32 protein-coding genes are annotated in these 26,735 nt (G+C 55.8%); 24 read left to right on the plus strand and 8 right to left on the minus strand.

Translation table 11 applies throughout. The annotated features are described in order from the left end of the window. Positions 1 to 5: 5 nt before the first annotated feature. The 12 genes from QOL67_RS06340 to QOL67_RS06395 all read left to right on the plus strand — a co-directional run bounded on the left by QOL67_RS06340 (position 6) and on the right by QOL67_RS06395 (position 12,077). Positions 6 to 446, plus strand: a complete 441-nt coding sequence (locus QOL67_RS06340; protein WP_283425466.1) for a tellurite resistance TerB family protein — start codon at positions 6 to 8, stop codon at positions 444 to 446. Further along, on the plus strand, positions 443 to 1,177 hold the full coding sequence (locus QOL67_RS06345) for a phosphate/phosphite/phosphonate ABC transporter substrate-binding protein (protein ID WP_283425124.1): 735 nt from the start codon (positions 443 to 445) through the stop codon (positions 1,175 to 1,177). Before QOL67_RS06340 ends, QOL67_RS06345 begins: the two co-directional genes overlap by 4 nt. Positions 1,178 to 1,305: 128 nt before the next feature. Beyond that, entirely contained in the window at positions 1,306 to 2,079 is a 774-nt protein-coding gene (locus QOL67_RS06350; RefSeq protein WP_283425125.1) for an ABC transporter ATP-binding protein, read from the plus strand. Between the two features lie 38 nt (positions 2,080 to 2,117). Further along, a complete protein-coding gene (locus tag QOL67_RS06355; protein WP_283425126.1) occupies positions 2,118 to 2,825 on the plus strand; it encodes a transporter substrate-binding domain-containing protein in 708 nt (235 codons plus the stop codon). A gap of 115 nt (positions 2,826 to 2,940) precedes the next feature. Further along, positions 2,941 to 3,834: an ABC transporter permease gene (locus QOL67_RS06360; protein ID WP_283425467.1), complete on the plus strand. Its 894-nt coding sequence runs from the start codon at positions 2,941 to 2,943 to the stop codon at positions 3,832 to 3,834. After that, a complete protein-coding gene (locus QOL67_RS06365) occupies positions 3,831 to 4,637 on the plus strand; it encodes an ABC transporter permease (protein WP_283425127.1) in 807 nt (268 codons plus the stop codon). Before QOL67_RS06360 ends, QOL67_RS06365 begins: the two co-directional genes overlap by 4 nt. Positions 4,638 to 4,828: 191 nt before the next feature. Beyond that, on the plus strand, positions 4,829 to 6,145 hold the full coding sequence (locus tag QOL67_RS06370; protein ID WP_283425128.1) for a glutamine synthetase family protein: 1,317 nt from the start codon (positions 4,829 to 4,831) through the stop codon (positions 6,143 to 6,145). Between the two features lie 59 nt (positions 6,146 to 6,204). Then, positions 6,205 to 6,888 (plus strand): type 1 glutamine amidotransferase, encoded by a 684-nt coding sequence (locus tag QOL67_RS06375; protein WP_283425129.1) that lies wholly within the window; start codon positions 6,205 to 6,207, stop codon positions 6,886 to 6,888. Then, positions 6,885 to 8,243 (plus strand): glutamine synthetase family protein, encoded by a 1,359-nt coding sequence (locus QOL67_RS06380; RefSeq protein WP_283425130.1) that lies wholly within the window; start codon positions 6,885 to 6,887, stop codon positions 8,241 to 8,243. Before QOL67_RS06375 ends, QOL67_RS06380 begins: the two co-directional genes overlap by 4 nt. A gap of 76 nt (positions 8,244 to 8,319) precedes the next feature. Continuing rightward, a complete protein-coding gene (locus QOL67_RS06385; protein ID WP_283425131.1) occupies positions 8,320 to 9,624 on the plus strand; it encodes an NAD(P)/FAD-dependent oxidoreductase in 1,305 nt (434 codons plus the stop codon). A 114-nt stretch (positions 9,625 to 9,738) separates the two neighbouring features. Continuing rightward, positions 9,739 to 10,956, plus strand: a complete 1,218-nt coding sequence (locus QOL67_RS06390) for a DegT/DnrJ/EryC1/StrS family aminotransferase (RefSeq protein WP_283425132.1) — start codon at positions 9,739 to 9,741, stop codon at positions 10,954 to 10,956. A 131-nt stretch (positions 10,957 to 11,087) separates the two neighbouring features. Next, a complete protein-coding gene (locus tag QOL67_RS06395) occupies positions 11,088 to 12,077 on the plus strand; it encodes an LLM class flavin-dependent oxidoreductase (RefSeq protein ID WP_283425133.1) in 990 nt (329 codons plus the stop codon). Positions 12,078 to 12,080: 3 nt separating this feature from the next. Here QOL67_RS06395 and QOL67_RS06400 read toward each other — a convergent pair whose 3' ends face one another. The 4 genes from QOL67_RS06400 to QOL67_RS06415 all read right to left on the minus strand — a co-directional run bounded on the left by QOL67_RS06400 (position 12,081) and on the right by QOL67_RS06415 (position 14,415). Then, positions 12,081 to 12,311, minus strand: coding sequence for a hypothetical protein (locus QOL67_RS06400; RefSeq protein ID WP_283425134.1), 231 nt, complete (start codon positions 12,309 to 12,311; stop codon positions 12,081 to 12,083). Next, the gene (locus QOL67_RS06405; RefSeq protein ID WP_283425135.1) at positions 12,308 to 13,018 is read right to left on the minus strand and encodes an alpha/beta fold hydrolase; all 711 of its coding nucleotides are present in this window, start codon (positions 13,016 to 13,018) and stop codon (positions 12,308 to 12,310) included. The genes QOL67_RS06400 and QOL67_RS06405 overlap by 4 nt, the downstream gene beginning before the upstream one ends. Positions 13,019 to 13,100: 82 nt before the next feature. After that, positions 13,101 to 13,538 (minus strand): VOC family protein, encoded by a 438-nt coding sequence (locus tag QOL67_RS06410; RefSeq protein ID WP_283425468.1) that lies wholly within the window; start codon positions 13,536 to 13,538, stop codon positions 13,101 to 13,103. 115 nt (positions 13,539 to 13,653) lie between these two features. After that, complete coding sequence (locus QOL67_RS06415; protein WP_283425136.1) at positions 13,654 to 14,415, minus strand: alpha/beta fold hydrolase; 762 nt, start codon at positions 14,413 to 14,415, stop codon at positions 13,654 to 13,656. A 160-nt stretch (positions 14,416 to 14,575) separates the two neighbouring features. Here QOL67_RS06415 and thrS point away from each other — a divergent pair, with 160 nt between their 5' ends. The 6 genes from thrS to QOL67_RS06445 all read left to right on the plus strand — a co-directional run bounded on the left by thrS (position 14,576) and on the right by QOL67_RS06445 (position 19,670). After that, the gene (gene thrS, locus QOL67_RS06420) at positions 14,576 to 16,525 is read left to right on the plus strand and encodes a threonine--tRNA ligase (protein WP_283425137.1); all 1,950 of its coding nucleotides are present in this window, start codon (positions 14,576 to 14,578) and stop codon (positions 16,523 to 16,525) included. A 255-nt stretch (positions 16,526 to 16,780) separates the two neighbouring features. Further along, on the plus strand, positions 16,781 to 17,086 hold the full coding sequence (locus QOL67_RS06425) for a BufA1 family periplasmic bufferin-type metallophore (RefSeq protein ID WP_283425138.1): 306 nt from the start codon (positions 16,781 to 16,783) through the stop codon (positions 17,084 to 17,086). Positions 17,087 to 17,212: 126 nt separating this feature from the next. Next, positions 17,213 to 17,515: a BufA1 family periplasmic bufferin-type metallophore gene (locus tag QOL67_RS06430; protein ID WP_283425139.1), complete on the plus strand. Its 303-nt coding sequence runs from the start codon at positions 17,213 to 17,215 to the stop codon at positions 17,513 to 17,515. Between the two features lie 11 nt (positions 17,516 to 17,526). Beyond that, positions 17,527 to 18,384, plus strand: coding sequence for an MNIO family bufferin maturase (gene bufB / locus QOL67_RS06435; RefSeq protein WP_283425140.1), 858 nt, complete (start codon positions 17,527 to 17,529; stop codon positions 18,382 to 18,384). Beyond that, the gene (locus QOL67_RS06440) at positions 18,381 to 19,133 is read left to right on the plus strand and encodes an HvfC/BufC N-terminal domain-containing protein (protein WP_283425141.1); all 753 of its coding nucleotides are present in this window, start codon (positions 18,381 to 18,383) and stop codon (positions 19,131 to 19,133) included. The genes bufB and QOL67_RS06440 overlap by 4 nt, the downstream gene beginning before the upstream one ends. 12 nt (positions 19,134 to 19,145) lie before the next feature. Continuing rightward, entirely contained in the window at positions 19,146 to 19,670 is a 525-nt protein-coding gene (locus QOL67_RS06445; protein WP_283425142.1) for a DoxX family membrane protein, read from the plus strand. A 51-nt stretch (positions 19,671 to 19,721) separates the two neighbouring features. Here QOL67_RS06445 and QOL67_RS06450 read toward each other — a convergent pair whose 3' ends face one another. Continuing rightward, a complete protein-coding gene (locus QOL67_RS06450) occupies positions 19,722 to 20,033 on the minus strand; it encodes an ArsC/Spx/MgsR family protein (RefSeq protein ID WP_283425469.1) in 312 nt (103 codons plus the stop codon). A gap of 211 nt (positions 20,034 to 20,244) precedes the next feature. Between QOL67_RS06450 and QOL67_RS06455 the strand changes: the two genes are divergently transcribed. Beyond that, positions 20,245 to 20,451, plus strand: a complete 207-nt coding sequence (locus QOL67_RS06455; protein ID WP_283425143.1) for a cold-shock protein — start codon at positions 20,245 to 20,247, stop codon at positions 20,449 to 20,451. Between the two features lie 81 nt (positions 20,452 to 20,532). On the opposite strand, the gene QOL67_RS06460 is transcribed toward QOL67_RS06455, so the two are convergent. The 3 genes from QOL67_RS06460 to QOL67_RS06470 form a co-directional block, all read right to left on the minus strand. Further along, a complete protein-coding gene (locus tag QOL67_RS06460; protein ID WP_283425144.1) occupies positions 20,533 to 20,832 on the minus strand; it encodes a hypothetical protein in 300 nt (99 codons plus the stop codon). A gap of 119 nt (positions 20,833 to 20,951) precedes the next feature. Beyond that, positions 20,952 to 21,428 carry a dihydrofolate reductase gene (locus tag QOL67_RS06465; protein ID WP_283425145.1) on the minus strand — a complete coding sequence of 159 codons (477 nt, stop codon included), beginning with the start codon at positions 21,426 to 21,428 and terminating at the stop codon, positions 20,952 to 20,954. A gap of 2 nt (positions 21,429 to 21,430) precedes the next feature. Next, on the minus strand, positions 21,431 to 22,264 hold the full coding sequence (locus QOL67_RS06470) for a thymidylate synthase (protein ID WP_283425146.1): 834 nt from the start codon (positions 22,262 to 22,264) through the stop codon (positions 21,431 to 21,433). A gap of 215 nt (positions 22,265 to 22,479) precedes the next feature. Here QOL67_RS06470 and QOL67_RS06475 point away from each other — a divergent pair, with 215 nt between their 5' ends. The 5 genes from QOL67_RS06475 to QOL67_RS06495 are packed head-to-tail and all read left to right on the plus strand — an operon-like array spanning position 22,480 to position 26,654. Beyond that, on the plus strand, positions 22,480 to 23,337 hold the full coding sequence (locus QOL67_RS06475) for a hypothetical protein (RefSeq protein WP_283425147.1): 858 nt from the start codon (positions 22,480 to 22,482) through the stop codon (positions 23,335 to 23,337). Between the two features lie 55 nt (positions 23,338 to 23,392). Further along, positions 23,393 to 24,706 carry a surface lipoprotein assembly modifier gene (locus QOL67_RS06480; RefSeq protein ID WP_283425148.1) on the plus strand — a complete coding sequence of 438 codons (1,314 nt, stop codon included), beginning with the start codon at positions 23,393 to 23,395 and terminating at the stop codon, positions 24,704 to 24,706. A gap of 30 nt (positions 24,707 to 24,736) precedes the next feature. Then, positions 24,737 to 25,165, plus strand: coding sequence for a VOC family protein (locus QOL67_RS06485; RefSeq protein WP_283425149.1), 429 nt, complete (start codon positions 24,737 to 24,739; stop codon positions 25,163 to 25,165). Then, positions 25,162 to 25,902: a DUF1194 domain-containing protein gene (locus tag QOL67_RS06490; protein ID WP_283425150.1), complete on the plus strand. Its 741-nt coding sequence runs from the start codon at positions 25,162 to 25,164 to the stop codon at positions 25,900 to 25,902. The genes QOL67_RS06485 and QOL67_RS06490 overlap by 4 nt, the downstream gene beginning before the upstream one ends. After that, entirely contained in the window at positions 25,899 to 26,654 is a 756-nt protein-coding gene (locus tag QOL67_RS06495; protein WP_283425151.1) for a DUF1194 domain-containing protein, read from the plus strand. The genes QOL67_RS06490 and QOL67_RS06495 overlap by 4 nt, the downstream gene beginning before the upstream one ends. The last annotated feature ends 81 nt before the right edge of the window (positions 26,655 to 26,735 follow it).

The following is a 26,735-nucleotide window of genomic DNA, read 5'->3' on the forward strand; positions in this document are numbered from 1 at the left end:
ATGCCATGTTTGCAGACTTCCTCAAACGCCTGACGGCGCCCGCCCCTGATACTTTGAACACCACTGACGCCCGTTTGGCGCTGACCGCCTTATTGGTGCGCATCGCCCGTGCAGACGGAGTATTTGACCCGACTGAAGCCGCACGCATCGAGCGCATTGTGACCGGTCGCTATGATCTTAGTCCCTTTGAAGCCACCGCCCTGCGCAAAGAGGCTGAAACACTAGAGGCTGAGGCACCCGACACTGTGCGCTTCACCCGTGCCATCAAAGACGCCGTGCCTCTGGACGCGCGCATCGAGGTGATCGAAGCCATGTGGCAAGTGGTCCAAGCAGACGGGGAACGCGACGCAGAAGAAGACAGCGTCATTCGCTTGGCCGCCAATTTGCTTGGCATCTCTGATCGGGACAGTGCCTTGGCGCGCCAACGCATGGCTGCGCAGGCATGATCGCTGCCTTTCCCATGTATGACCGTCCCGAACTGGCGGCTACATGGGATCATTTGTGGCTGCTCTTTTGTGAGGCTTACGGAGATGGGCCAAGGCAGCTGACACGCGATCGCGATGTCTGGGATGTCTGGCAAAGCCCCGACCTGTTGTTGGCCCAAACCTGCGGTTTTCCATACCGTTCGCGGCTAAAAGACAAGGTTGCGTTGATAGGCGCGCCGGATCACGGCATTGAGGAAGCCCCGGCCGGCCATTACCGTTCGGTCATTGTTGCCAGCAAACGTTACGAAGGCGCAAAACTGGACACATTGCACGACGCAACTCTGGCGTTCAACGAGCCGCTTTCGCAATCAGGTTGGGCCGCAATCTGGCGTCATTTCGAGGACAATGGATTTCGAATCGGCCCTCGGCAGCTAAGCGGCGCCCATCGGGAATCAGCCCGTATGGTGGCGCGAGGTGACGCTGACTTTGCCGCCCTCGACATCATCAGTTGGAAAATGATGACGCGCTATGATGATTTCACCTCGGATCTGATTGTGGTTGACATGACAAGGCCAACACCGGCTTTGCCGTTCATTTCCGCACGTTACCAAGACGCAGCTCGCATCCAAAATGCGTTACAGGATGGCCTTCAGTCTTTGACGTTTGGACAGCGCGAAGAATTGTTTCTGCATGGTCTGGTGCACCTTCCGCAAAGCTCTTATGAGGCGGTGCCAAACCCGCCGTCACCCTGACCTTTTGGAACTTTACTTGGACAAAACGTCACATCAGGTGCCTCAGCCGCCCTTTTGAAAGTTGCAATTGCGCAAATTTTCATTCCTATTGGGCAACCAATGATTAACCCAATACTGATGGGGACACTGTGAGCGAAGCCACGCCCGTTCTGCAAATCCGCGACCTGCACAAGGCCTATGCCAACCTAGAAGTCATCAAGGGCGTGGATATCACCGCGCACCGCGGCGATGTGGTTTCTTTGATTGGCTCGTCCGGTTCCGGCAAATCCACAATCCTGCGCTGTGCCAACCTTTTGGAGCACAGCCAACAGGGCGACATCCTGTTCAAAGGGGAGCCTGTGACTTGGAAAGGCTCCGGTCACGCCCGCGAGCCCGCTGACCCCAAGCAAATCCTGCGCATCCGCACCAACCTGTCGATGGTGTTTCAGCAGTTCAACCTCTGGTCGCACATGACCATCCTGCAAAACGTGATGGAAGCACCGGTGACCGTGCTGGGCCGCGACAAGGCTGAGGCCGAAGCATCTGCCCACGCCTACCTCAACAAAGTTGGGATTGCGGACAAACACGATGCCTACCCGGCGCAGCTCTCCGGTGGTCAACAACAGCGCGCCGCCATTGCACGTGCTTTGGCGATGGAGCCTGAAGCGCTGCTGTTTGACGAACCGACGTCTGCACTGGACCCAGAGTTGGAGCAAGAAGTGGTGCGCGTGATCAAGGCACTGGCCGAGGAAGGCCGCACCATGATGATTGTCACCCACGACATGAAAATGGCCCGCGACGTCTCAGATCACGTGGTGTTTCTGCACCAAGGCCTAATCGAAGAACAAGGCACGCCGGACGAGCTGTTCGGCAATCCTAAATCGGAACGGTTGAAACAGTTTCTGTCTTCAACCGCCGCGTAACAACAAGAACAAACAACCAATCCATAGGGAGCAAAACTATGAAAAACCTGATCCTGAGCACTGCCGCTCTGGCACTGACCGCTGGCTTCGCCATGGCCGACACAGTTCGTCTGGGCACCGAGGGCGCCTACCCTCCATACAACTTCATCAACGACGCTGGCGAAGTGGACGGCTTTGAGCGCGAACTGGGCGATGAGCTCTGCAAACGTGCCTCCCTGACCTGTGAGTGGGTCACCAACGACTGGGACAGCATCATCACCAACCTGCAGTCCAGCAACTACGATGCCATCATCGCTGGCATGTCGATCACCGAAGAGCGTGAAGCCACCATGGACTTCACTCAGGGCTATACCCGTCCGTCGCCATCCGCATACGCTGCGATGTCTGCAGACATCGACGTGAACACCGCAGTTGTTGCGGCGCAAACCGGCACCATCCAGTCCAGCCACGTGGCCACAACCGGCGCCACTCTCGTGGAATTCACTACACCGGATGAAACCATCGCAGCCGTGAACGGCGGCGAAGTTGACGCCGTCATGGCGGACAAAGACTTCCTGGCTCCATTTGTTGCAGAAACAGATCTGACATTTGTAGCAGAAGTCTTCCTTGGTGGTGGTATCGGCATGGCGTTCCGCGAATCTGACGATGAGCTGCGCGGCAAATTTGACGCGGCCATCGCCTCCATGAAAGCAGACGGCACGCTGAACGACCTGTTGGACAAGTGGGAAATCGAAGGCAAATTCTAAGCCTTCCCCATTTGATGACTAACAAAGGGGGAGCACTTGCTCCCCCTTTTTCCCACCTGGCGGGCCATATACCGGCATCTCATCCGCCCTTAAGACGACACGAAAGAGGCCAGCCATTTTTGCCTATTGCTCAGATCCTTCTGTCTTAGACAGTCTGCCCTGGCTTAGCTGCTATCTCACAACTGGGAAGCACATGGCCTTTTATGCCTCTTTTGGCACCGTGCTTCTTCTGCTCGCAGTCACGGCCCCCACAGCGCTTCTGTTTGGCCTTGGCGGCGCAATGGCCGCGCGTGCCCGCTTTGCCCTCCTGCGCTGGTTTGGCAAAGGCTACATCGCCATTGTGCGCGGCGTACCCGACATCGCGTTTTTCCTCTTCTTTGTGATCGCCTTGGATCAGGGCATCGAATGGCTGCGTCACAAGGTCAAGTGTCCAGATTGGACGGAGCCTGTCCGCCAGGGCAGTGAGTTCCTCGTCTGTGACATCGCCAAAATGCCACTCAGTTCCTCGCCGCAATGGGTGCATGAAATCTATGGCTTCTGGGTGGCCGTGTTCACCTTTGCCATCGTGTTTGGCGCCTTTGCCGCCAACGTTCTCTATGGCGCCATGCAGGCTGTGCCACGCCCTCAACTGGAGACCGCCGAAGCCTATGGCATGTCCCCCCGCCAGACCTTCTGGCGTGTCCTGATGCCACAAATGTGGATCTATGCCCTGCCCGGCCTGTCCAATCTCTGGATGGTGCTGATCAAAGCCACACCACTGTTGTTCTTGCTGGGTGTCGAAGACATCGTCTACTGGGCACGAGACCTAGGTGCATCTAAAACCGCACGGTTTACCGCCTACCCGCATGGGGATTGGCGCATGTGGTATTTCCTTGCGTTGCTTGTCTTCTATCTGCTGTTCACACGGGTGTCCGAAATCGCCCTGACGCGCATCACCAAACGCCTGTCTCACGGTCAGGCCACGCTGGACGGCGAGTCCCAACGCAAAAATGCGGGGAGCACAGCATGAGCTGTATCGACACCATTCAAAACTATGCTTTCCGGTCTCTGGGCTTTGGCGAGCGCATGTTGCCACGCACTGACTTCACTCTGTGTGAGCACTTCACGCTGATCGGATCTGGCATGATCTGGAACGTCTACTATGGCGTGCTGGCGATCCTGACCGGATTCCTGTTTGCCAACCTTCTGGCAGTGGCTAAAAACTCCAACAGCCGCTGGGCGCGCAAACCGGCAGAGTGGTTCATATTCCTCTTCCGTGGCAGCCCGTTGTTCATCCAGTTTTTCTTTGGTTACTTCCTGTTTTTGTCCCTCAAGGGCGTGTCGCCCATGTTCAACCCGCTGACCTCTGCGGCCCTTGGAGCGCTGATTGTTCTGTTCTTGAACACCTCGGCCTACTCTGCGGAAATCTTCTATGGTGCGCTACGTTCGATCCCCAAAGGCGACGTAGAGGCGGCAGACGCTTATGGTTTCACCGGCTGGTTCCGCTATCGTCGCATCATGTTCCCAACGATGATGCGCCTCGCGTGGCCTGCCTACACCAACGAAGCGATCTTTTTGTTTCACGCCACAACACTGGTGTTCTTCTCTGGTTTCCCGGCATGGCGGCAAAAAGGCGACGCGCTTTATTATGCCAACTACTTTGCGGACAAAACCTTCAATCCGTTTGTGCCCTACCCGATCCTGGCCTTCTATTTTATTCTGCTGACACTGATCATCATTTGGATTTTTGGCGTGATCAACAAACGCCTGAACAAACACCTGCCGCAAGCTGCCATCAAGAAACTGAAGGTGCGCCCAAATCTGATCCGCTGATCTCAGCCAACCAAGTGAACTTTTGCAAAACACCCGCCCCAATTTGGCGGGTGTTTTGGCTTTTACCCACCTCCGCAAAACAGCCGCGATACAGACGCAATACCGACACGCCCGCAAATGCCCTAAATTTTCTTCTGGACAATTGATCTGACGCCCTCGATAATTTGATCAAATTACAAATGTGGTGACCCATGGACCCGGCACATAGCGCAACTTTCCGGATTGGCGCAGTAGATCTGAACGGCCAATTGCGCGGCAAACGACTGCCGTCTGAACATCTCGCAAAACTCGACAAAGGCGGCGCGCGACTGCCTCTCTCGGCTCTCAATCTCGATATCTGGGGCTGTGATATCGAAAACAGCCCCCTGGTGTTTGAAAGCGGCGATGAAGACGGTGTGCTTGTACCGTCCCCGCGCGGTGCCGTGCCAATGCCGTGGCTCAAAACCCCATCGCAACTGGTGCTGATGGGCATGACCAACGAAGACGGCAGCCCCTTTATGGGCGACCCAATTCAGGCCTTAGCCACCGTGCTAGAACGCTACGCCGCACGCGGCTGGACCGTGGTGGCCGCCACTGAGATGGAGTTCACATTGGTGGACGACAATGGCGCGCAGCTTATCCCGCCAAAGCACCCACGCAATAGCCGCCAACTCGACGCTTCCGAAATTTTGAGCGTGTCTGAACTGGATGCCTTTGACGCGTTTTTCACCGACATCTACGACGGCGCTGCCGCAATGGGCATCCCACTGCAAACCATGACCTGCGAAGGTGGCGTTGGACAGTTTGAGGTCACGCTCAACCACCAGACTGCCATGAAGGCCGCTGACGATGCTTTGCTGATCAAACAATTGTTGCGTGAAACAGCGCGCAATCACGGCTTTGCCGCCACCTTCATGGCCAAACCGTACAGCGATGACGCGGGTAATGGCATGCACGTGCATTTCTCTGTGGTGGATGAAACCGACAAAAACATCTTTGACGATGGCACCGGCGAAGGCTCCGACCTGCTCAAGTCCGCCGTGGCGGGCTGCTTGGAGGCCATGCGCGCCTCCACGTTGATCTTTGCACCGCATGGCCCGTCTTATGACCGCTTTGCGCCCGGTGCGCATGCGCCCACAACCGTCTGCTGGGGCTATGAAAACCGCACCGCTGCCATCCGTATTCCGGGCGGCCCAAATGCCGCACGTCGGATTGAGCACCGTGTTGCCGGCGGTGACGTGAACCCCTATCTGATGCTCGCCGCCATCCTTGGTGCTGCGGTCGAAGGCATCTCCGAAGGCTTGACGCCCCCTGTCCCAACAACCGGCAACGCCTATGCTCAGAACTTGCCCGAACTGGCCAAAAGCTGGGAAGAGGCCATCGATCTGTTTGAAAGCGACACCTTCATCGCCCGCTGCCTGCCACAGCAGTTGATCAGCAATCTGGTGATGACCAAACGGCAAGAGGCGCAAAAACTCGCCGACATTGTGCCAGAGGCCCGATGGAAAACCTATCTGGAGCGTGTATGACACGCTTGCACGACGGCTAGTCACTCGCTACCGTAAATTTGATCAAATTCTGGTGAACTATGAAAATCGGCATTCTCCTGACCGGCCACGCCCCGGATGAGCTTGAACCGCACTACGGCAACTACATCGAAATGTTTAAGTCCTTGCTTTCCGGCCAGGATTTTGAATTCGCAGGCTACAAAGTGGTCGACGGCGAGTTCCCCGAAGCGGTGACCGACGCCGACGGCTGGCTTATCACTGGCTCCAAACACGGCGTCTACGAAGACCACGCTTGGATCCCTCCTTTGGAAGACTTCATCCGCGCGGCCGTGACGCAGAGCATCCCATTGGTTGGTGTGTGCTTTGGCCATCAAATCATCGCGCAAGCTCTTGGTGGAACTGTTGAAAAATACAACGGTGGCTGGGCTGTTGGCCGTCAATCTTATGATTTCTCCGGCACGGAAATCGCCATGAACGCCTGGCATCAGGATCAAGTCACCGAACTGCCACCTGGTGCAGTGGCCATCGCCTCCAATGATTTCTGCAAGAACGCAGCAATTCTTTATGGCGACCGTGCGATCACGGTGCAGGCCCACCCGGAGTTCTCCGCCGACTTTGTCGACGGCCTGATCAACACGCGCGGCCGCGGCGTTGTTCCCGACGAGGTACTGGACGCCGCAATCGACGAACTTGATGAACCGACAAACAGTCAAACCATTGCAGATCAATTTGCAGACTTCTTCCGACAGGAGCGCCCCCGATGACCGATTGGCTTTCAAAGACCCCAGACGCCGCCCGCGCCTATTTGGAGGGCCACCGTCTCGACGAAGTAGAGTGCATCATCTCCGACCTTCCGGGGATTGCCCGCGGCAAAGCTGTACCGGCCAGCAAATTTGCCCGCCAAGAGTATTTCCACCTCCCCGATTCCATTTTTTACCAAACACTGACAGGTGGTTGGGGTGAAGCGGCAGGTGACGAAGGCTTTATCGAAAAAGACATGATCCTGCGCCCGGACTGGAGCACGGCAACCGCCGCGCCTTGGACCGCAGATTGGACGCTTCAGGTCATTCACGACGCCTACAACCTTGATGGCACGCCGGTCGAGTTTTCCCCGCGAAATGTACTGAAACGTGTGATTCAGTTATATCATGACAAGGGTTGGGAGCCGATTGTGGCCCCGGAAATTGAGTTCTTCCTAGTCGCGCGCAACACAGACCCACGCCAAGAAATCAAACCGATGATGGGCCGTTCCGGCCGCCCTGCCGCCGCGCGTCAAGCTTACTCCATGACCGCCGTGGATGAGTTTGGCCCGGTGATTGACGACATCTATGATTTTGCCGAAGCCCAAGGTTTTGAGATTGACGGCATCACCCAAGAAGGTGGCGCTGGTCAGCTTGAAATCAACATGGTGCATGGCGATCCGCTCAAACTGGCCGATGAAGTTTTCTACTTCAAACGCTTTATCCGCGAGGCAGCGCTGCGCCACGATTGCTACGCCACTTTCATGGCCAAACCAATCGAGGACGAACCGGGATCTGCTATGCACATCCACCATTCGATCCTCGACATCGAAACTGGACAGAACATCTTCTCCGGCCCACAAGGTGGTGAAACAGATGCGTTTTTCCACTTTATTGCTGGCCTGCAAAACCACCTGCCCGCCGCAATTGCGGTGATGGCGCCCTATGTGAACTCTTACCGCCGCTACGTGCGCGATCATGCGGCACCAATCAATTTGGAATGGGCGCGCGACAACCGCACCACCGGCATTCGTATACCCATCTCGTCCCCGCAAGCGCGCCGGGTTGAAAACCGCATCGGGGGCATGGACTGCAACCCCTACCTCGGTATCGCGGCCTCTTTGGCCTGTGGCTATCTGGGTCTTCTGGAGCAAGAACGCCCCGACAAGCAGTTCAAAGGCGACGCCTATGATGGCGAGGAAGCCATTCCTCGTATCCTGGGTGGCGCGCTGGATCTGTTTGATGAGGCCAAAGACCTGCACGACGTGCTTGGGCCAGAGTTTGCCCGGGTCTATTCCATTGTGAAACGCGCCGAATACGAAGAGTTCCTATCCGTGATTTCTCCATGGGAACGTGAGCATCTGCTGCTGAACGTCTGACAATCAAGGGATTGGCCATTGGCCAATCCGAAGCCTCCGGCGGGGATATTTGAAGAATGAGAAAACGAGGCGCGTCATGAACCTGCTCGATGCCAATGATCGCAAGGGGAACTACCCAGACAGCTGGTACGCGGCAACAGTGGAACCGCTGGCGCCTTTTGCCCCACTGGAAGGCGTACGGAAGGCAGACGTCTGTGTGGTTGGCGGTGGTTTCACCGGCCTGTCGACCGCGCTGCATCTGGCAGAACGCGGCTTTGATGTGGTTCTGCTGGAAGCGCATCGCGTTGGCTTTGGTGCTTCCGGGCGGAACGGCGGACAGTTGGGATCCGGCCAGCGTATGGAACAGGACGGGCTTGAGAAATTGGTTGGGCAGGACGACGCAACCAAGCTTTGGAAACTGGCCGAAGACTCCAAAGATCTGGTCAAAGGGTTGATCTCAAAACACAACATCAATTGTCACTACACGCCCGGCATCGCGCATGCCTGTTTCTCTGCCAAAGAGGTGCGTGAGGAACACGACTACACGCGGCACCTGCAAGACCGATACGGTTACGCGCAGATCGAAACTTTGGACCACGACGCACTTCAGGCCATCTGCCCCTCGCCTAAGTATGTCGGCGGCTCCTTGGATATGGGCGCGGGCCATCTGCACCCGCTTTCGTTTGCCCTTGGCCTCGCCAAAGCGGCCTCTGGAGCTGGCGCAACTATCCACGAAACATCTCGCGTGACCAGTATTGAACGTGGGACCAAAGTCACCGTCAAAACAGAATCCGGACAGATTTCAGCCGACCACCTTGTTCTGGCCTGTAATGGCTATCTTGGGGATCTGGAGCCCAAAGTCGCCGGCCGCGTCATGCCGATCAACAACTTCATCGCCGCCACGGAACCTTTGGGCGCAGAAGTGGCCAAGGTTCTGGCACAGGATGTGGCTGTCGCGGACTCCAAATTTGTGATCAACTACTTCCGCCTTAGCCACGACAACCGCCTGTTGTTTGGTGGCGGAGAAAGCTACGGCTACAGGTTCCCATCTGACATCGCCGCAACCGTGCGCAAGCCAATGGTGGAAATTTTCCCTCACCTTCAGGACATCGGCATCGACTATGCATGGGGGGGCACCCTGGCGATCACAATGAAGCGCATGCCTTATTTGCGCCGCCTCGCACCCAATGTGATCTCCGCCTCAGGCTACTCCGGCCACGGTGTCGGCACTGCAACCCATGCAGGGCAGTTGGTCGCAATGGCACTGGCTGGGGAAGCAGAAGGCTTTGACACGATGACGCGCGTGCCGGCATCGCCCTTCCCCGGCGGCTCCCGCATGCGCAGCCCGCTGCTTGCGCTTGCAATGACATGGTTCGCCTTGCGCGACCGGCTTGGCGTCTAAGCAAACCGCGACACTTTTTCCGCGACGTTACACACACAAACCCGTGTTTCCACTTCCCTGTGCTGGCGCATTGTTTTATGTTTTCGAAAACACAACTTAAGAAAGTTGAAAACTATGGCATTGCCTCCCAATGTGTATGACGCGGAACCCATTCCCGCCACCGCCCGCGAAGAGATCGAGCGCCTGCTGCACTCCGGCGACCTGTTCCGCTACACAGCGGCCGAAAATGCGCCGGTTGCCCTGCTGGAGTCGGAATTTGCGGCGATGTTGGGCAGCAAATACGCGCTGGCTGTGTCGTCCTGCTCCGCAGCATTGTTCCTGTCCCTAAAAGCTCTGGACCTGCCGCGTGACGCTCGCGTTTTGCTGCCCGCTTTCACCTTCGCTGCGGTGCCGTCCTCTGTGGTGCACGCCGACCTGGTGCCGGTCCTCTGTGAAGTTGGGGACAACTACCGCATCGATCTGGCAGACTTTGAAGCGCGACTGGATGACAACATCTCCGCCGTGATCATCAGCCACATGCGCGGGCATACCTCAGACATGGACGCCATTATGGCGCTTTGCGAGGCCCGTAATATCCCGGTGATTGAAGACGCCGCCCATAGCCTTGGCACCACGTGGCATGGCCGCAACATCGGCACCATTGGCAAGGTTGGCTGCTTCTCGTTCCAGTCTTACAAGCTGATCAATGCGGGTGAAGGTGGTATCATGGTGTCTGACGACGCCAACTTGATTGCCCGTGCGGTGATCATGTCTGGCGCCTATGAGCACAACTGGAAGAAGCACAAAGCCCCGGAAGGCGACAACACCGGCGAACTGGCGGCGGCCTTTGCCCGTTGGCAAAACCTCCTGCCGCTGTACAATCTCCGCCTCTCCAACCTCTCTGCAGCAATCATCCGCCCGCAATTGGACGAAGTCCCACGTCGCGTGCGTGACGGCCGCGCCAACCACGACTATGTGGCGGGCCTGCTCAACGCCTCTGCTTGGCTGCAAGTTCCGGAGAAACTGCCAGCAGAAGAGCGTGCGCCAGATTCCATCCAGTTCAACCTCGAAGGTTTGAACAACCCGCAAATCCTTGCATTCCAAGACGCCGCCAATGCCCGTGGCGTGAAAGTGCAAGTTTTTGGTCAATCCACCGACAACGCCCGCGCCTTTTGGAATTGGCAGTTTGTGCCTGAAAAACAAGAGCTTCCCAAAACTCGCACAATGCTGATGTCGGCCTGTGACGTGCGCCTGCCTGCCCGTTTGAAGACCGAGGAGCTGGATTTGATTGCGGGGGCTTTGACCGGTGCTGCCCAAGATGTCATGGGCGCAGTCAAATCTTACGGCACTTAACGGCTAGTTACAATTTTACGGAGAAGCGGGTCACAACAGCCCGCTTTTCTTTTTCTAACCGGCACCACAGCTCTAGCTTTGCACGGAAAGCACTCTATATGGTGAACTCCTTTAAGTGCCCGGAGCGCGCCATGATCCCTTACTCACTGCTCGACCTGTCGCCCGTTCCACAAGGCGCCACAGCCGCAGACGCGTTGCGCAATTCGCTCGACTTGGCACAACACGCGGAACGCTGGGGATACACGCGTTATTGGATCGCCGAGCATCACAACATGCCGGGCATCGCGTCATCCGCCACAGCAGTATTGATTGGTCAAATCCTTGCGGCGACGCAAACTATGCGCGTCGGGGCTGGTGGCATCATGTTGCCCAATCATCCGCCACTGATCGTCGCGGAACAATTTGGGACTCTCGCGTCACTTTACCCTGACCGTGTTGACCTTGGTTTAGGGCGGGCACCTGGCACTGACATGAAAACAGCCTCCGCTCTCCGGCGCGGTTTGGCTGGCGCAGACCACTTTCCACAGGATGTCGTTGACCTCATTGGGCTATTTCAGACCTCAGAGAGAGGACAAACGGTTCGCGCTATTCCCGGCGAAGGCACCAACGTGCCGATTTGGATCCTGGGATCCAGCCTATTTGGCGCACAGCTCGCTGCACAGCTGGGACTACCTTATGCTTTTGCCTCTCACTTTGCCCCAGATTCTCTGGAAGAAGCCGCGGACCTCTATCGCCATCGGTTTACGGTCGGTAAAACGCCAAAGCCGCATTTCATGATCGCCGTGAATGTTTTTGTGGCTGAAACCGAAGCAGAGGCACGCCGTCTGCGCACGTCCCCGCAACAAGGTTTTCTGAATCTGCGCAAAGGCATCCCCGGGCCATTGCCCACGCCCGTCGACCGTTTTGAAGATGTGGCAACTGACGCCGAAGCCCGATTGGTCAACCATGCCTTGCGGGTCACAGCGGTTGGCACCAAAGCCATGGTCAAAGAGCAAATACGTGCTTTGATCGACAGCCATCAACCTGATGAAATTATGCTCACCGGCATGATCCATGACCACACGGCTCGGCTCAAGTCCTTTGGGTTGGCTGCTGAGATCGTGCAGGAACTGGAAGCCTAGTCATCAACGGCCAAACATCTTGGCCAGCTTGCTCTTTATCCACTTGATGTCCATGGCCGCAACCGCAACGCCCAACGGCAGCATCCAAAATCCCAACACCGGCAAGAACCCAAACACACCAAAAACCATCAACGTCACGCCAAGCAGAAAACGCATGCCTGGCGGCACTTTCAACCGCACCCAAGCTTTGGCACGGCGGATTTTTCGCTTTGTTTGGTCTGATAGCATCCTCATCTGAGGATCAAAGGTTGCTCTAACCACTTACGCAAGGCCAGTGTTGTGGCTTCCGGCTGCTCCAAGGTTGGCAAATGCCCGGCATCTGCAATGATTTCGAGCTCCGCATAAGGGATTAGCTCCGCCATAAAGCTGTGCCGCTTCACTGGCGTGAGGCCATCATGTTCGCCACACAGCACCAGTGCGGGACATTTGCACCGCCGCAATGCGCCCTGTTGATCCGGTCTTCGCTGCAAGGCGCGCGCTTGCCGCACAAGCGTTTCCGCCCCCAAACTGCGCCCCATATCAAGCACCTGTGTCAAAACCTCATTCCGCTGAGGTCCCGGTGCCAAATACTCTGGTCGCATAAACTCCGCCAAAACCTCATCCAAGCGCCCGGCGCGTGCGCCAACAATTAAGGGCTCATAACTCGCTGCACTCGCTGGGGTTTCCGCCAATGGGTTGGTATCCATAAAGGCAATACGGGTGATGCGATCCGGTATTTTGCGCAGCAACTCCATGGCAACAATGCCACCCATGCTGAGACCAGCCAGAGCAAACTTCGGTGGCAAATGCGGGATCAAAGACGAGGCAATTTCGCTGATCCGCTCTCCCTGCGTCATCGGCGCCACCGTCACCAAATGATCTTTCGACAAATCCGCGACCTGATGCGCAAACAAACGCGCATCACACATCATGCCCGGCAGCAGAACGATAGGCTCCTGCATGCTCTACCCCTTATATACTCTTTTTGTTGTGGGTAACTGTGACAGAGAGAGCCTCTAGGTCAAGCCATCCTGTGTGAAACGTTCAATATCCACCCCATCGGAATGCGCCATCTTTGTCCAACGGCGAGAATGGGTTATGGGCAACTTCCCAAACGTGACCGTCCGGATCACAGAAGTACCCGATGTAGCCCCCCCAAAAGATCTCACTTGCGGGTTTCAAGATACGCCCTCCTGCCCGCACGACCAGATCCAGCACCGGTGCGACCTCGTTTTTTGATCGCACATTGTACGACAGTGTCACGCCCGAAAAGCCACCAATGGCCTCTTCGGGAATGCCCAAATCCTTGGCCAGCATCGATTTTGAATAGAGCCCCAAGGTTTGACCTGGCAGATTGTAGGCCACAACCTCGTCTGGGTCGTCCGGCCCCGTTGCGCGCTGCCAGCCCAAGCCATCGTAAAACCGCGCCGAGGCCTGCACATCTTTTACGGCCAAAGTGATCAAACTGACTCGCTGCTCCATCGTCAAATCGGTCGAATTCATCTGTCAAAACCTTTCACACACGCCGCAATTCTTGACACCCACGATGCGCCCTGACGAGGATACTTATTATCGCACCCAAATCGCCGGAATGTCGTCATTGTGAAAATTGAGATGCCCCAATCACCTCCTCAACCTTCAATTCGATCAATTTTAGACAAATTGAATCGGAGAAGCGATGATCCTTTCCTTTGACCATTTGCAGCTGGATGTCGTCTCCTTCCACGTGATCCAACAACTGGTAGGCAACCGAGCTGTTCACCGCGGTATCTTCCGTCCCTTGCAGGAACCGTGTCGGGAAAGGCAACGCCAATGGCGCGCGCAGAACCAACCGGTCTCGCCCATCTACAATCATGCGCTTGGTGATGATGTAGGGCTCCATGTAATCAGACGGCAAAGCCACCTGCCCCTCCGCCTCAAGCTGCGCTTTCTGTTCAGGTGAGAACCCCGCCCAATAGCTGTCCTCGGTGAAATCCGGCGCGGCAGCGATGGTCACCATGCCTTGAATGCGCTCTGGCATGGCTTTGGCCAATAGCAACGCTTGCCAACCGCCCATCGACGATCCAACCACGATCAACGGCCCATCTGTCAAAGCATGGATCGCCGCGACCGTGTCCTCGTGCCAATCCCCAATGCAGCCGTCTTCAAACGCGCCATCACTCTCTCCGTGCCCGGAATAGTCAAACCGCAAAAACTTCTGTCCACGTGCCTGCGCCCACGCCTCAAGCTGCACCGCTTTGGTGCCTTCCATGTCAGACTTCAGCCCGCCCAGGAACACAACCGTTGGCCCTTTGGTGCCGCTCTTGTGATAAGCTATGCGCCGTCCCTGCGGCGTGTCAAAAAACTGCGTGACGGTCATGGCCCGAATTCTCTCCTTGATTTGACCTGACCTTAACCCTCTGCGCAGAAGGGATAAACCCCGCTTGACTTGCCCCTTTCTAAGGTTCATGAAAGCGCCGAACCATATACTTGCAACCGGGCGTTCCGTGGGCGCCAAACTGACGAGGAGCTTGAGGCTAATGGCCGATATTTCCCTTACTTTTCCTGATGGTAACGCACGTTCTTACGAGAGCGGCACAACCCCTCTTGAGGTCGCATCGTCGATCTCAACCTCCCTTGGCAAAAAGGCCATTTCCGCAACTGTGGATGGCCAGCATTGGGACCTGCAATGGCCAATTGAAGCTGACGCAACCATTGCGATCAACACCCTCAAGGACAGCGACGTCGAAGCACTGGAACTGATCCGGCACGACTGCGCCCACATCATGGCCCGCGCTGTGCAAGAACTCTGGCCTGACGTGAAAGTCACCATTGGTCCTGTGATTCAAAACGGCTGGTACTACGACTTTGACCGCGAGGAGCCGTTTACCCCCGAAGATCTCAGCCGCATCGAAAAGAAGATGAAAGAGATCATCAACAAACGTGAGCCTGTGACCACCGAAATCTGGGACCGTGATCGCGCCGTTAAGTTCTACGAGGCCAACAACGAGCCGTACAAAGTAGAACTGATCGAGTCCATTCCCGGCGACGAGCCGCTGCGCATGTACTGGCATGGCCACTGGCAGGACCTCTGCCGCGGCCCACACCTGCAACACACCGGTCAGGTGCCTGCCGACGCCTTCAAACTTATGTCCGTGGCAGGTGCCTATTGGCGTGGCGACAGCGACCGCGCGATGCTGCAGCGAATTTACGGCGTTGCCTTCAAAAACAAAGAAGACCTCAAAGCCCACCTGCACATGCTGGAAGAGGCCGAAAAACGCGACCACCGCAAGCTGGGGCGCGAAATGAACCTGTTCCACATGCAGGAAGAGGCCCCTGGTCAAATCTTCTGGCACCCCAACGGCTGGCGCATCTACACCACTTTGCAAGACTACATGCGTCGTAAGCAGGAAGCTGGCGGCTATGTTGAGGTGAACACGCCTCAGGTGGTTGACCGCAAACTCTGGGAAGCCTCAGGCCACTGGGACAAGTACCAGGAAAACATGTTCATTGTGGAAGTGGACGAAGACCACGCCCGTGAAAAGGCTGTGAACGCGCTTAAGCCTATGAACTGTCCTTGCCACGTGCAGGTGTTCAACCAAGGTCTGAAGTCATACCGTGACCTGCCCCTGCGCATGGCTGAGTTTGGCTCCTGCGCCCGTTATGAACCCTCCGGCGCGCTTCATGGCATCATGCGTGTGCGCGGCTTTACTCAAGACGATGGTCACATCTTCTGTGCCGGCGATCAGATCACCTCGGAAACCAAGAAGTTCATCGACTTCCTATCCGAAATCTATTCTGATCTGGGCTTCAACGACTGGACCATCAAACTGTCCACCCGCCCGGAAAAGCGTATCGGAACGGACGAAAGCTGGGACTACGCAGAGAAAGCTCTGGGCGACGCTTGTAATGCAGCTGGCCACGAGTTTGAAATTCTTGAAGGTGAAGGCGCGTTTTACGGCCCGAAACTTGAGTTCACCCTGACCGACGCCATTGGCCGGAATTGGCAGTGCGGCACGCTCCAGGTGGATCCAAACCTGCCGGAACGTCTGGACGCCAGCTACATTGGTGCGGATGGCGACAAACACCGCCCCATCATGTTGCACCGCGCCACCCTCGGCTCTTTTGAACGCTTCATCGGCATCCTGATCGAGGAACACGCGGGCAAACTGCCGTTCTGGATCGCCCCACGTCAGGTAGTTGTGGCCGCAATTGTGTCTGATGCCGATGAGTACTGCCTTGAAGTGGTCGAAGCATTGAAAGCCGTTGGCGTGCGTGCCGAGGCTGACCTGCGCAATGAAAAGATCAACTACAAAGTCCGCGAACACTCCGTGGGCAAAGTGCCGGTGATCTTGGCGATTGGTAAGAAAGAGATCGAGGAACGCACGGTCTCCACCCGCCGCCTTGGCGAAAAGCAAAGCAAAGTCCAGTCTTTGGACGAAATCGTGAGCCAATTGTCACAAGAGGCAACGCCACCCGATTTGGCCTAACAGCTTTTGCAACATTTCAGCAGGCGCGTTACGGGAAACCGGGCGCGCCTGTTTCAATTTTGAAGGAAAATCAACCTTCCAGCGCTGGAATCTTCACGAAACCGTCACGCCATCTAACGCGTCTGTGACACACAGCCCCGTGATTGGCCTTTGAAGCGCGCTCCGACCTAATCTCTACTCATGCCACCGAGCAAACGATCACACACAGATCAGCAAGGCGGCCGAGTTTTAGACATTCACAAGGGAAGAGAACCAATGTCCAACACCGTAAAAACCCTCGCAGTAGCAAGCGCCGTAGCCGCAGCCCTGTCCGCACACGCCACCACCGCTGTGGCCGCTGAAAAAGAGAAGTGCTACGGCGTTTCCCTCGCAGGTCAGAACGACTGCGCCGCCGGCCCAGGCACAACATGCGCCGGTACATCCACTTCCGACTACCAAGGCAACGCTTGGAAACTCGTTGATGCGGGCACCTGCGCCTCTATGGAACTGCCAGCCATGGCAGACGGCAAAGCCCGCATGGGCTCTTTGGAAGCGCTGGAGCGCGACCTGCCAAAGTCCTAAGTCAGACTTTCGAAGCCCCGGTGCGCCGGGGCTTCACCCAAACACCCCAAATCACACAAAAAATGCCATACTGCCCCTGAGTTTATGTTCGTTTTTGCCAACGCTTCTGTTTCAGGATCCAAAGTCATGACCCATTCCATCAAAACACTCCCTCTCTTTAGCGCCGTTGCGACCGCGCTGGCCTTACAGGCTGCACCTGCCGACGCAGCTAAAAAGGAGAAGTGCTACGGTGTAGCCAAAGCTGGTGAAAATGGATGTGCCGCAGGCCCCGGCACCACTTGCGCCGGCACTTCGACTGTCGATTACCAAGGAAATGCTTGGACCCTTGTGGAGTCTGGCACCTGCCTCGACATACCTTTGCCCGCCATGGCGGACGGCGCCCCTCGCACGCCCTCACTTGAGGCCTTGCCTCGTGACCTACCCTCTTAAGGATTTACCTGATGTATGATGCGCCACACCCACCCAAAGGCCTGCCCAACTTGCCTGGTGTCGGCTATAAGCCGCAGCATTATAATGACTTGATCGCCAATCCTGGCTCAGTCGGTTGGCTCGAAGTCCATGCAGAAAACTACATGGGAGACGGGGGGCGCCCCATTGCGCAACTGCGGGAACTCACCAAACGCTTCCCCATCTCGGTGCATGGTGTCGGGCTCTCAATTGGTGGCGAAGGCCCATTGGATTCTGCACACCTTGCCCGTCTGAAACACCTGGTCGATTGGCTCAATCCCACTGTCTTCTCTGAGCACCTGGCCTGGAGCACCCACGATGGGGCCTTCCTCAATGACCTGCTCCCCCTGCCTTACACAGAAGACACACTCACCCGCGTTTGCGATCACATCGACGAATTACAAACCACTATTGGGCGGCAGATGATGCTGGAAAACCCCTCCAGCTATCTGGCCTTTGACGAAAGCACTTTGTCTGAGCCGGATTTCCTGCGTGAGGTGGCAAAGCGTACAGGTTGCGGCCTGTTGCTGGACGTGAACAACGTCTTTGTCTCCGCAACCAACCTGAACTACGACCCAAAGCAATACATCTCCGACTATCCGCTTGAACATGTGAGGGAAATTCACCTCGGCGGCCACGACGAGGACGAAGACGACCACGGCAAACCGCTGCTGATTGACAGCCACGGTGCGCCTATTGTTGATCCGGTTTGGGCATTGCTCGACCACACGCTGGCATTGTCTGGTCCGCGCCCCATCCTGATCGAATGGGACACCGATGTGCCTGAGTGGCCGATCTTGCACGCCGAAGCCGAACGTGCGGAAACCGCCCTATCAAAGGTGACGGCATGACTGTCACGCAAACCACTTTTCGGAGCGCCATTTTGGACAGCCAACAGGACCGACCACTTGGTTTGTCCGACGCCGAAGGCCAACCTGCGGGACGCCGGTTTGACGTCTACCGCAACAATGTGGCGGTCTCCCTCACCGACGCGTTGGCAACCGGTTTTCCAACCATTGCGAAACTCATCGGCGATGAGAACTTCAACGCCATAGCAGGTATTTTCCTGCGCCAATCCCCCCCGGCTTCACCTTTGATGATGCACTATGGGGCGGGTTTCCCGGACTTCCTACGCGACTTCGAACCCCTCGCGCATCTCGGCTACCTCGGTGACGTGGCAGACCTCGAACTCGCACTGCGCCAAAGCTATCACGCCGCCGACACGCCGCCGATCGAGCCCGATGCGCTGGCCGCGATACCGCCGGAACAGCTTGGTGATGTCACTTTCACCTTTGCACCGGCAGTCTTGGCCTTTCAATCACCATGGCCTTTGCACGCTATTTGGGCTTTCAACATGCAGGATGGCCCCAAACCCGAAGCTATCGCGCAAGACGTGATCATCCTGCGTCCGGAGTTTGATCCGGAACCACATGCCCTGCCGCCTGGCGGCTATGTATGCCTGACCAGTTTGCGTGCGGGTGACACGCTTGGCGTCGCAGCTACCAAAGCCACCGAAGCAGCCGCCACCTTTGATCTTGGCGCGCTCCTCACTTTACTTATGTCGGGCAACGCCCTGACTTCCATTACTATTTCGACATAACCGGAGGTCTCTATGTCCAATCTCATCACCCTCTATCAAGACCTCATTGACCGCTTAAGTCGCCTCGACTGGCTGGTTCCGACTTTGGCGCGCCTGACCTTCCTGATGGTGCTGTTTTTCTACTTCTGGAACTCTGCGATGCTGAAAATCGATGGTTCGATCTTTTCTCCGTCCGCTGGTGCCTTTGGCCAGATCTTCCCGAAAGCCGCCGAAGCTGTGGTCTGGGATGTCTCTCAAATGAACCTTTTCCAACGCCTGGTGATCTTCGCCGGCACAGTTGCGGAGTTTGTGCTTCCAGTACTGATCCTGCTCGGTTTGCTCACACGACTCGCTGCCATCGGCATGATTGGTTTTATTGCCGTGCAGACGATTGTTGATGTGACAGGCCACGGGGTTGCGCTTGGTTCCCTCTTTGACAGCGCGCAAGCCCTGATTGACCAGCGCATGATGTGGGTGTTCCTCTTTGCGGTCCTGGTCCTAAAAGGCGCAGGCCCGCTTTCACTGGACGCACTGTTTAAACGCCGCGACCCCGCTTAAAGTTTCCGCCAACAAATGAAAAGCCCGCGCTGTTGGCGCGGGCTTTTGAGCTTAGATCAAGGCGGCTTGGGTGGCTTTGTCCCACCCCAAATAGAGCACTCCACCCTGCTCAATCAGCGGTCGTTTCATCAGCGCTGGATGCTCAACCAAAAGCTCCAACACCGGTTTTGCCCGCTCTTCGTCACTCAAATTTCGCCATGTGGTTGAGCGCGTGTTCGCCAAAGCGGCTCCAAACTGTTCAAAAGCCGCCTTCAGTGTCTCTTCCGGCACTCCTTCGCTCCGCACGTCAATAAAATTCGCATTTTCCAATAACTTCAAAACCTTGCGGCACGTATCGCAATTTTTTAGCCCATATAGCGTGATCATTTTTGGCCCTCTATTCGGTTCCCCAAAAGACTTAAAGCAACTGATTTCAAAATTCACTGCGGTTTTTCTTGATTTTTGCGGGAGCCGTGCAATCCTCTAGGTGGTGCAGTTTTTTCGTGCCTCTGAAAGCGTGCTTTCAGATCTAGTAATTTTTGCACCATCGGGCCCCAGCCCGGATTGACTAAAAGTGAATATAGAGGAGAACGGTATGCCACGCGGTACCGTAAAGTGGTTTAACACCACAAAAGGCTTTGGGTTCATCGAACCGGAAGAAGGCGGAAAGGATGTTTTTGTCCATATTTCCGTTGTTGAACGGTCTGGACTAAAAGGCCTGACTGACAATCAAAAAGTTGAATTTGAAATGACCCAAGGTCGAGACGGCCGCGATATGGCGGGTGAGCTCAAAGTTCTATAATAAGATTGGGGCGCCATTTCGCGCCCCTTTCTGCAACAGACGCGCGCCCCATCGGCGCGCGTTTTGTTTTGCGATGCTGACTTAGGAACAGCCCTTAGTGCCCGGCGGGCAGCTCATGCTGTAGCTGCGCTTACGGGAACCACCGGCGTTGTAATACACTTCACCGGTATTTGGGTTGCCACAACAAATCACGCCGCCCATGGTCACTGGCTGCAAGCCATTGGGGCAAAAATTTGTGGACGCGGGGTACGGGTGCATCAACATACCCTCAGGTTGGTTCACGGGACCGATCACCGGCGCATTGCTGCTCCAGGTTTGCGCCGAAATGGGCGCGGCCACGGTCAAAGTTAATGCGGCAACAAGAATGGAAAAACGCTTCATAGGGCCCAAGCTCCAATGGCTGAAACAACGTGGTTAACTTCTGTTAACCTACTGCCTAGACGTGGAAACTGTCAATTTGGTCCTGCAGAACAATGTGTTTCGCTCATTTCTGGATTGCATCAACGCCGCAGATACTCGCGAACCTCGCACGTCGGACCATCCCCAGGCAACACCCGAGAGGAGCCCAGCCGCCACTCAGCAAGATCCACTTCCGGGAAAAACGTATCCGCATCCGGTACCTCCATAGCCACCTCTGAAATCAACAACCGATCCGCCAAAGGCAGCATCTCGGAATAGATGCCAAATCCGCCAATGCCATAGACCCGATGATAGCCCTCCGCATAGGCCAGCTTCACTGCCTCGGCCACGCTTGGCACCACCACATCCGCCGCATCGTTTTGAGAAGACACAACAATATTAAACCGTCGCGGCAAAGGCTTCTTCGGCAGACTCACCCAGGTTGCCCGCCCCATGATGATCGCGCCCCCAAGTGTTTCGCGTTGAAACGTCTTCAAATCTTCCGGCAAGAACCAGGGAATGTCCCCATCCCGACCAATCGCCCCATTGCGCGCACGTCCGACAACCAATGAAATCATGATTACACCGCCACCGGCGCTTTGATGCCTGGGTCAGGCTCATACCCGACAAACTCAAAGTCATCATATTCGAAGTCAAAAATCGAACTCACATCGCGTTTCAAGAGCAACTGCGGCAAGGCTTTTGGCGTGCGAGACAACTGCAAATTCACCTGATCCAAGTGGTTGGAATAAATATGCGCATCGCCAATTGAATGCACAAAATCGCCCACTTCATAGCCGGTTACATGTGCCAGCATCACCTGCAACAACGCGTAAGACGCAATATTGAACGGCACACCAAGGAACATATCGGCACTGCGCTGATACAGCTGCAAATGCAACTTGCCGTTGATAATGCGCACCTGCCACATCGTATGACACGGCGGCAACGCCATCTGTGGCACATCACCGGGGTTCCAGGCAGACACAATCAACCGTCGGCTATCGGGTGAGATTTTGATCATCTCCACCAGATTGGCAATCTGATCCACGCCTTTTTTCACAAATAGCGGTTCCCCTTCATGCGCAATACCAGATGCCTGCAATGTGGGAAACGCCCGCCACTGGTACCCATAAACAGGCCCAAGGTCGCCGTTCTCGTCTGCCCATTCGTCCCAAATGGAAACACCGTTGTCTTTCAGGTATTTGATGTTGGTGTCACCCGATAAAAACCACAGCAGTTCATGGATGATTGAGCGCAGATGCAGCTTCTTGGTGGTCACTAGGGGAAAGCCATCTGACAGACGGTAGCGCGACTGCATGCCAAAGTGGGAAATGGTGCCGGTGCCGGTTCGGTCGGTGGACTCTTCACCATGGTCCAAAATGGTGCGAAGTGCGTCGTGATACTGCTGCAAAATTTGCCCGCCCTACATTCAGAAAGTGAGCCTCCATCGTGCAGCACTTGGCGCCAAGTTTCAATGCGATAGGACTACCAAAAAGCGCGGCACGTGTTCCGTTGTTCCATCTACAACACGCCTTCAAACGGAGAGAAAAATCACGTTGACTATTCAACCATAGTGCGAAAATGTGCGAAAAATAGGCCCAAAAGGCATTCTTCATAGGCAGACAAATGAAACAGATTTTCGGCACACTGGCATTATCGGCTCTGGCGGCTTGCAGCGGAAACGTAAGTTTGAACGGCACGGGGACCGGAGGCGATTCTGGCAACAGTGGAGACACAACAGTTGCCGTCAATGAAGTGTTTTTGGAAAGTGACTCTGACCAGCTGACTTTGAACGCCGTTGACTACAACGAAAAAACCAGCGAACTCAAATTGACCAACCTGCCCTTTGATGCCGCCGACGACACCTATACCTTGATTTCCGGCGCAGCACTCTCCAACGGTTTTGCCGCTTATGAAAGCAATCCGGCAACTTCCGATGCTGAAATGCACTACTTTGCTGTGTTTCGCCGCTCAGACAGCGGCAACAGCCAAGTTGTAGCTGCAGGTACCAACGGCTTTAGAGACACGGGCTTTGCCGGCGCAGCAACCCAACGGTTCAGCGCCGATGTCACCCTGCCCAATGACGGAAACTACGTGTATTCCGGCGAATATGCAGGGGTCCGCATTACCACTTCGGAAGATTCAAACACTGTGGCCCAATTTGTCACTGGCGACACACGGATAGTTCTGGACTTTGACGACGCTGGCACAGGTACCGCGGTTGGCGCGATTTACAATCGAGACACTTACGACTCTGCCGGTGTCAGCGATGGCGGCACACTGCCCAACCTTTCTCTGGTTTTGACATCAATTGATCACGAAAATGCCTCCCTCAAACAAGGCAGCGTCAATATTTCCGGCGGCGCGGACAATGCCGGCACTTGGGATGCGCTTTTTGCAGGTCCAAACGGCGAAGAGCTGGCGGGCATTGTTTTGTTGACAGAGGATAATTCGCGTGAAACAGGCGGCTTCATCATCGACTAATTTGATGCGTCATTTTCTTCTTAACGCAGCAGCAGTCCTTCTGACGTGCGTTGGGATGACTGAAGCCCAAACAGTCGATATTCCCAAGGAAGACGCACGCCAATTGGCCGCCAAGCATATGCTGTCTGGCAATAGCGAGGCGGCCCTGAGTATTGCAACTGCTCTCATTGCGTCTGACAGTTCCGACGCACAAGCCCATTTGATCGCCGCGCAAACTTTACGGTCCAAAGGGGACTACAAGGGGGCTCAAACCCATGCGTCAATGGCCTTTGAGTCTGCAACGTCTGCAAAAATGCGCTACGTCACAGCGATGGTCATGGCGCAATCCCTCAGCGCTAACGGCCAAAAGTCGGCAAGCCAGCTCTGGCTGCGACGCGCAGCAGAGGTTGCCCCAGACGAGCAATCGCGGCTGCGCGCAATCCGTGACTTCCGCTACGTACGCGACACAAACCCTTGGCAATATGCCTTGTCTATTGGCATTCGGCCCTCCTCCAACATAAACAACGGCTCCCGAGACAATCGCCTTTATTGGGGCGGATTGGTTTTTGTGAATCCCGAAGCGGAACCCCTTTCTGGATTAGAAATCGAAACGGGCTTCAAAGCATTTTACCGCCCGCTCGCTGAGAACCGTGAGCGGCTGACTTTTGGGATTAGCTTTGAAACCCGCCAATACGTGTTGTCTGAGCACGCAAAAGAAACCAATCCAAATGCACGGGCCAGTGATTTTGCCTATACGCGGTTAGAAGGCCACGTCATTCAAACCTGGCGCGGAGAGCGGCAACCCAACACAATGCAAAGAATCTCGCGGCTGGGCTTCACTGCAGGTGCAAACACCTATGGCGGTGATCACCTTTCAAACTATCTCCGTCTATGGGGATCCAACCGGTTTGGCCTGTCAGAGCGCTCCTACATCACCGCATTGGGAAGCTTTGAACGCACCTGGCGCAAAGATGCGTCGATCAGGGATTCTGATTTGATCGAATTGGGCGGCACCTACGGATATCATTTCAAACGCGGCGGGCAGATCAACGTTTATGGTCGGCTTGGTGATAAAAAATCCGAGTCCAACGCCATTGCACACGACAATCTCCGGCTTGGAGTGGTTTACAGCAGCGACACCCGCATTGCCGGCGGCTTGCCTAGATTGTCCTTCGAATACGAAGGGCGGTGGTATGATTATCCCCGTGAGATCCCGGATCCCCGCAGAGACAATCAGTACACTGCAGCGCTCAGTTTGGTGATGGATCAATGGGACCTCTATGGCTTCGCACCTGAAATCAGATTGAACTACAAACGTAATCACAGCAACGTGACCCAATATGAAACCCTGCAATATGGTCTGGATTTTGGTATCCGCTCTGTGTTTTGATAGCGCCAACACCAACCAAGGAATACTTAGATGCATGTGAAATACCTGCACACAATGGTCCGCGTCGCGGATCTGGAGGCCTCCATGGCGTTTTATGCGCTGTTTGGCCTCAAAGAAATCAAACGCTACGACAGCGAAGAAGGCCGTTTCTCGCTGGTCTATTTGGCCGCAGATGGCGACCATGATGCACCTTTGGAGCTCACCCACAACTGGGACGGCGACGAGGGCCTGCCGTCTGACAGTCGCCATTTTGGTCACCTCGCCTATGAGGTCGGCAACATCTACGAGATGTGCCAACACCTCGCCGACAATGGCGTTGTGATCAATCGCCCTCCGCGTGACGGGCGCATGGCTTTTGTGCGGTCGCCTGACAACATTTCAATTGAGCTGCTTCAGCAGGGTGATGCCCTGCCTCCGGCTGAGCCTTGGGCCAGCATGGAGAGCTCCGGTCACTGGTGATACGCCGCGCGGCATATGTCGCGCTTTTGGGGATGGCCCTCACGGCCTCCCCTCCTCCTTCTGCGGCCACCACGCCACCTGTGTGCCGTATCGCGTTGCTGCTTGCGCTGGATGTCAGCTCTTCCGTGGATGCCCAAGAGGACATGCTGCAACGTCGTGGATTGGCCGCAGCGCTCACCGCGCCAGAAGTGCAAGCCGCCTTCCTAAACGCTCCTCATTCGGTGGCCTTTTCTGTCTATGAATGGAGCGGCCGCACGCAACACCACACACTGCTGGACTGGACCGTCATCGACAGCCGCCAGACCCTTTTGGAAAGCGCAGCCCAATTGGCCCTCTCCAAACGGTCCACCACCGAATTCCCAACTGCTTTGGGCCACGCCGTTGGCCATGCAGCCCGGCTGTTTCGGGAGGCTCCTCCCTGTGACGTTCAGGTTTTGGATGTGAGCGGAGATGGGGAAAACAACGACGGCTTCACCCCAAAACAAGCCTACAACGCCTTCCCTCTTGACGGTGTCACGGTCAACGCGTTGGCGATTGAAACTTTTGGCGAAAAAGCCGCCGACCTTGGTGCGCAACCCGGCGATATGGTGACCTATTACAAACGCGAGTTGATTCGTGGCCCTGCCGCTTTTGTTGAAGTGGCAGACGGGTTTGACGATTTTGAGAACGCCATGCGTCGCAAACTTTCCCGTGAACTTTCCGTAACAGTACTGGGTCAGTTGGACTTGCACCCTTGAACTTTCGATTTGCTTTCACCACCGCCTTTACCGTGTTTTCTCTGTGCCTGTCTCAAGCTGCCCAGGCCCAATGCCGGCAAGCCCTCGCGCTTGGTTTGGACGTGTCCGGGTCCGTAGATGACGCCGAATATCGCATGCAAATCAATGGTTTGGCCGCCGCTTTTGAGAACGCAAGCGTGGCTAAGGCGCTGCTGCAACCCGGCACCCCACCTGTGGCGTTATCAGTTTTTGAATGGAGTGGGCCAGACCACCAGAACTTGATTGTTCCATGGACAGACATCACCTCGCCTAGTGTTTTGTCTGATGTAACCACCACATTGCGCAAAACGGGTCGCCCTAAAATGGATGTCTCCACCGGATTGGGACCTGCCATTGCCTTTGGTGCTGACTTGTTGCAAGCGCAGCCTGCGTGCTGGCGTTGGACTTTGGACATCTCCGGTGATGGCAAAGCCAACACAGGCCCCCTGCCTCGCGACATCCTCATGTCCGAGCAAATAACTGTGAATGCGTTGGTGATTGGTCCCGGTTCAACACGTCCCAGTGGTGAATCCCGAGAGGAAACCGCCAGTTTGGTGGCCTACTTTGACGCTTGGGTCACACGTGGCCCAGATGCCTTTGTTGAAGTTGCATATGGGTTTGCGGATTACGAGGCGGCAATGACGCGCAAACTTCTGCGCGAATTGGAAGGTTTGTCTCTGGCGCTGGTCGACACGCCGCTGATGAACAGCATCACCGTACAGAACCGGCCTTAGTTGGACACCCGAAATAGGAAAAGCGCGCCGTGCCTTTCTAGGCGGGCGCGCAAAAGCCGCGGATTCCCCGTTCTAGGGTGT

The organism is Shimia sagamensis, assembly GCF_900182745.1.
In the GTDB taxonomy this organism is placed as follows: domain Bacteria; phylum Pseudomonadota; class Alphaproteobacteria; order Rhodobacterales; family Rhodobacteraceae; genus Shimia; species Shimia sagamensis.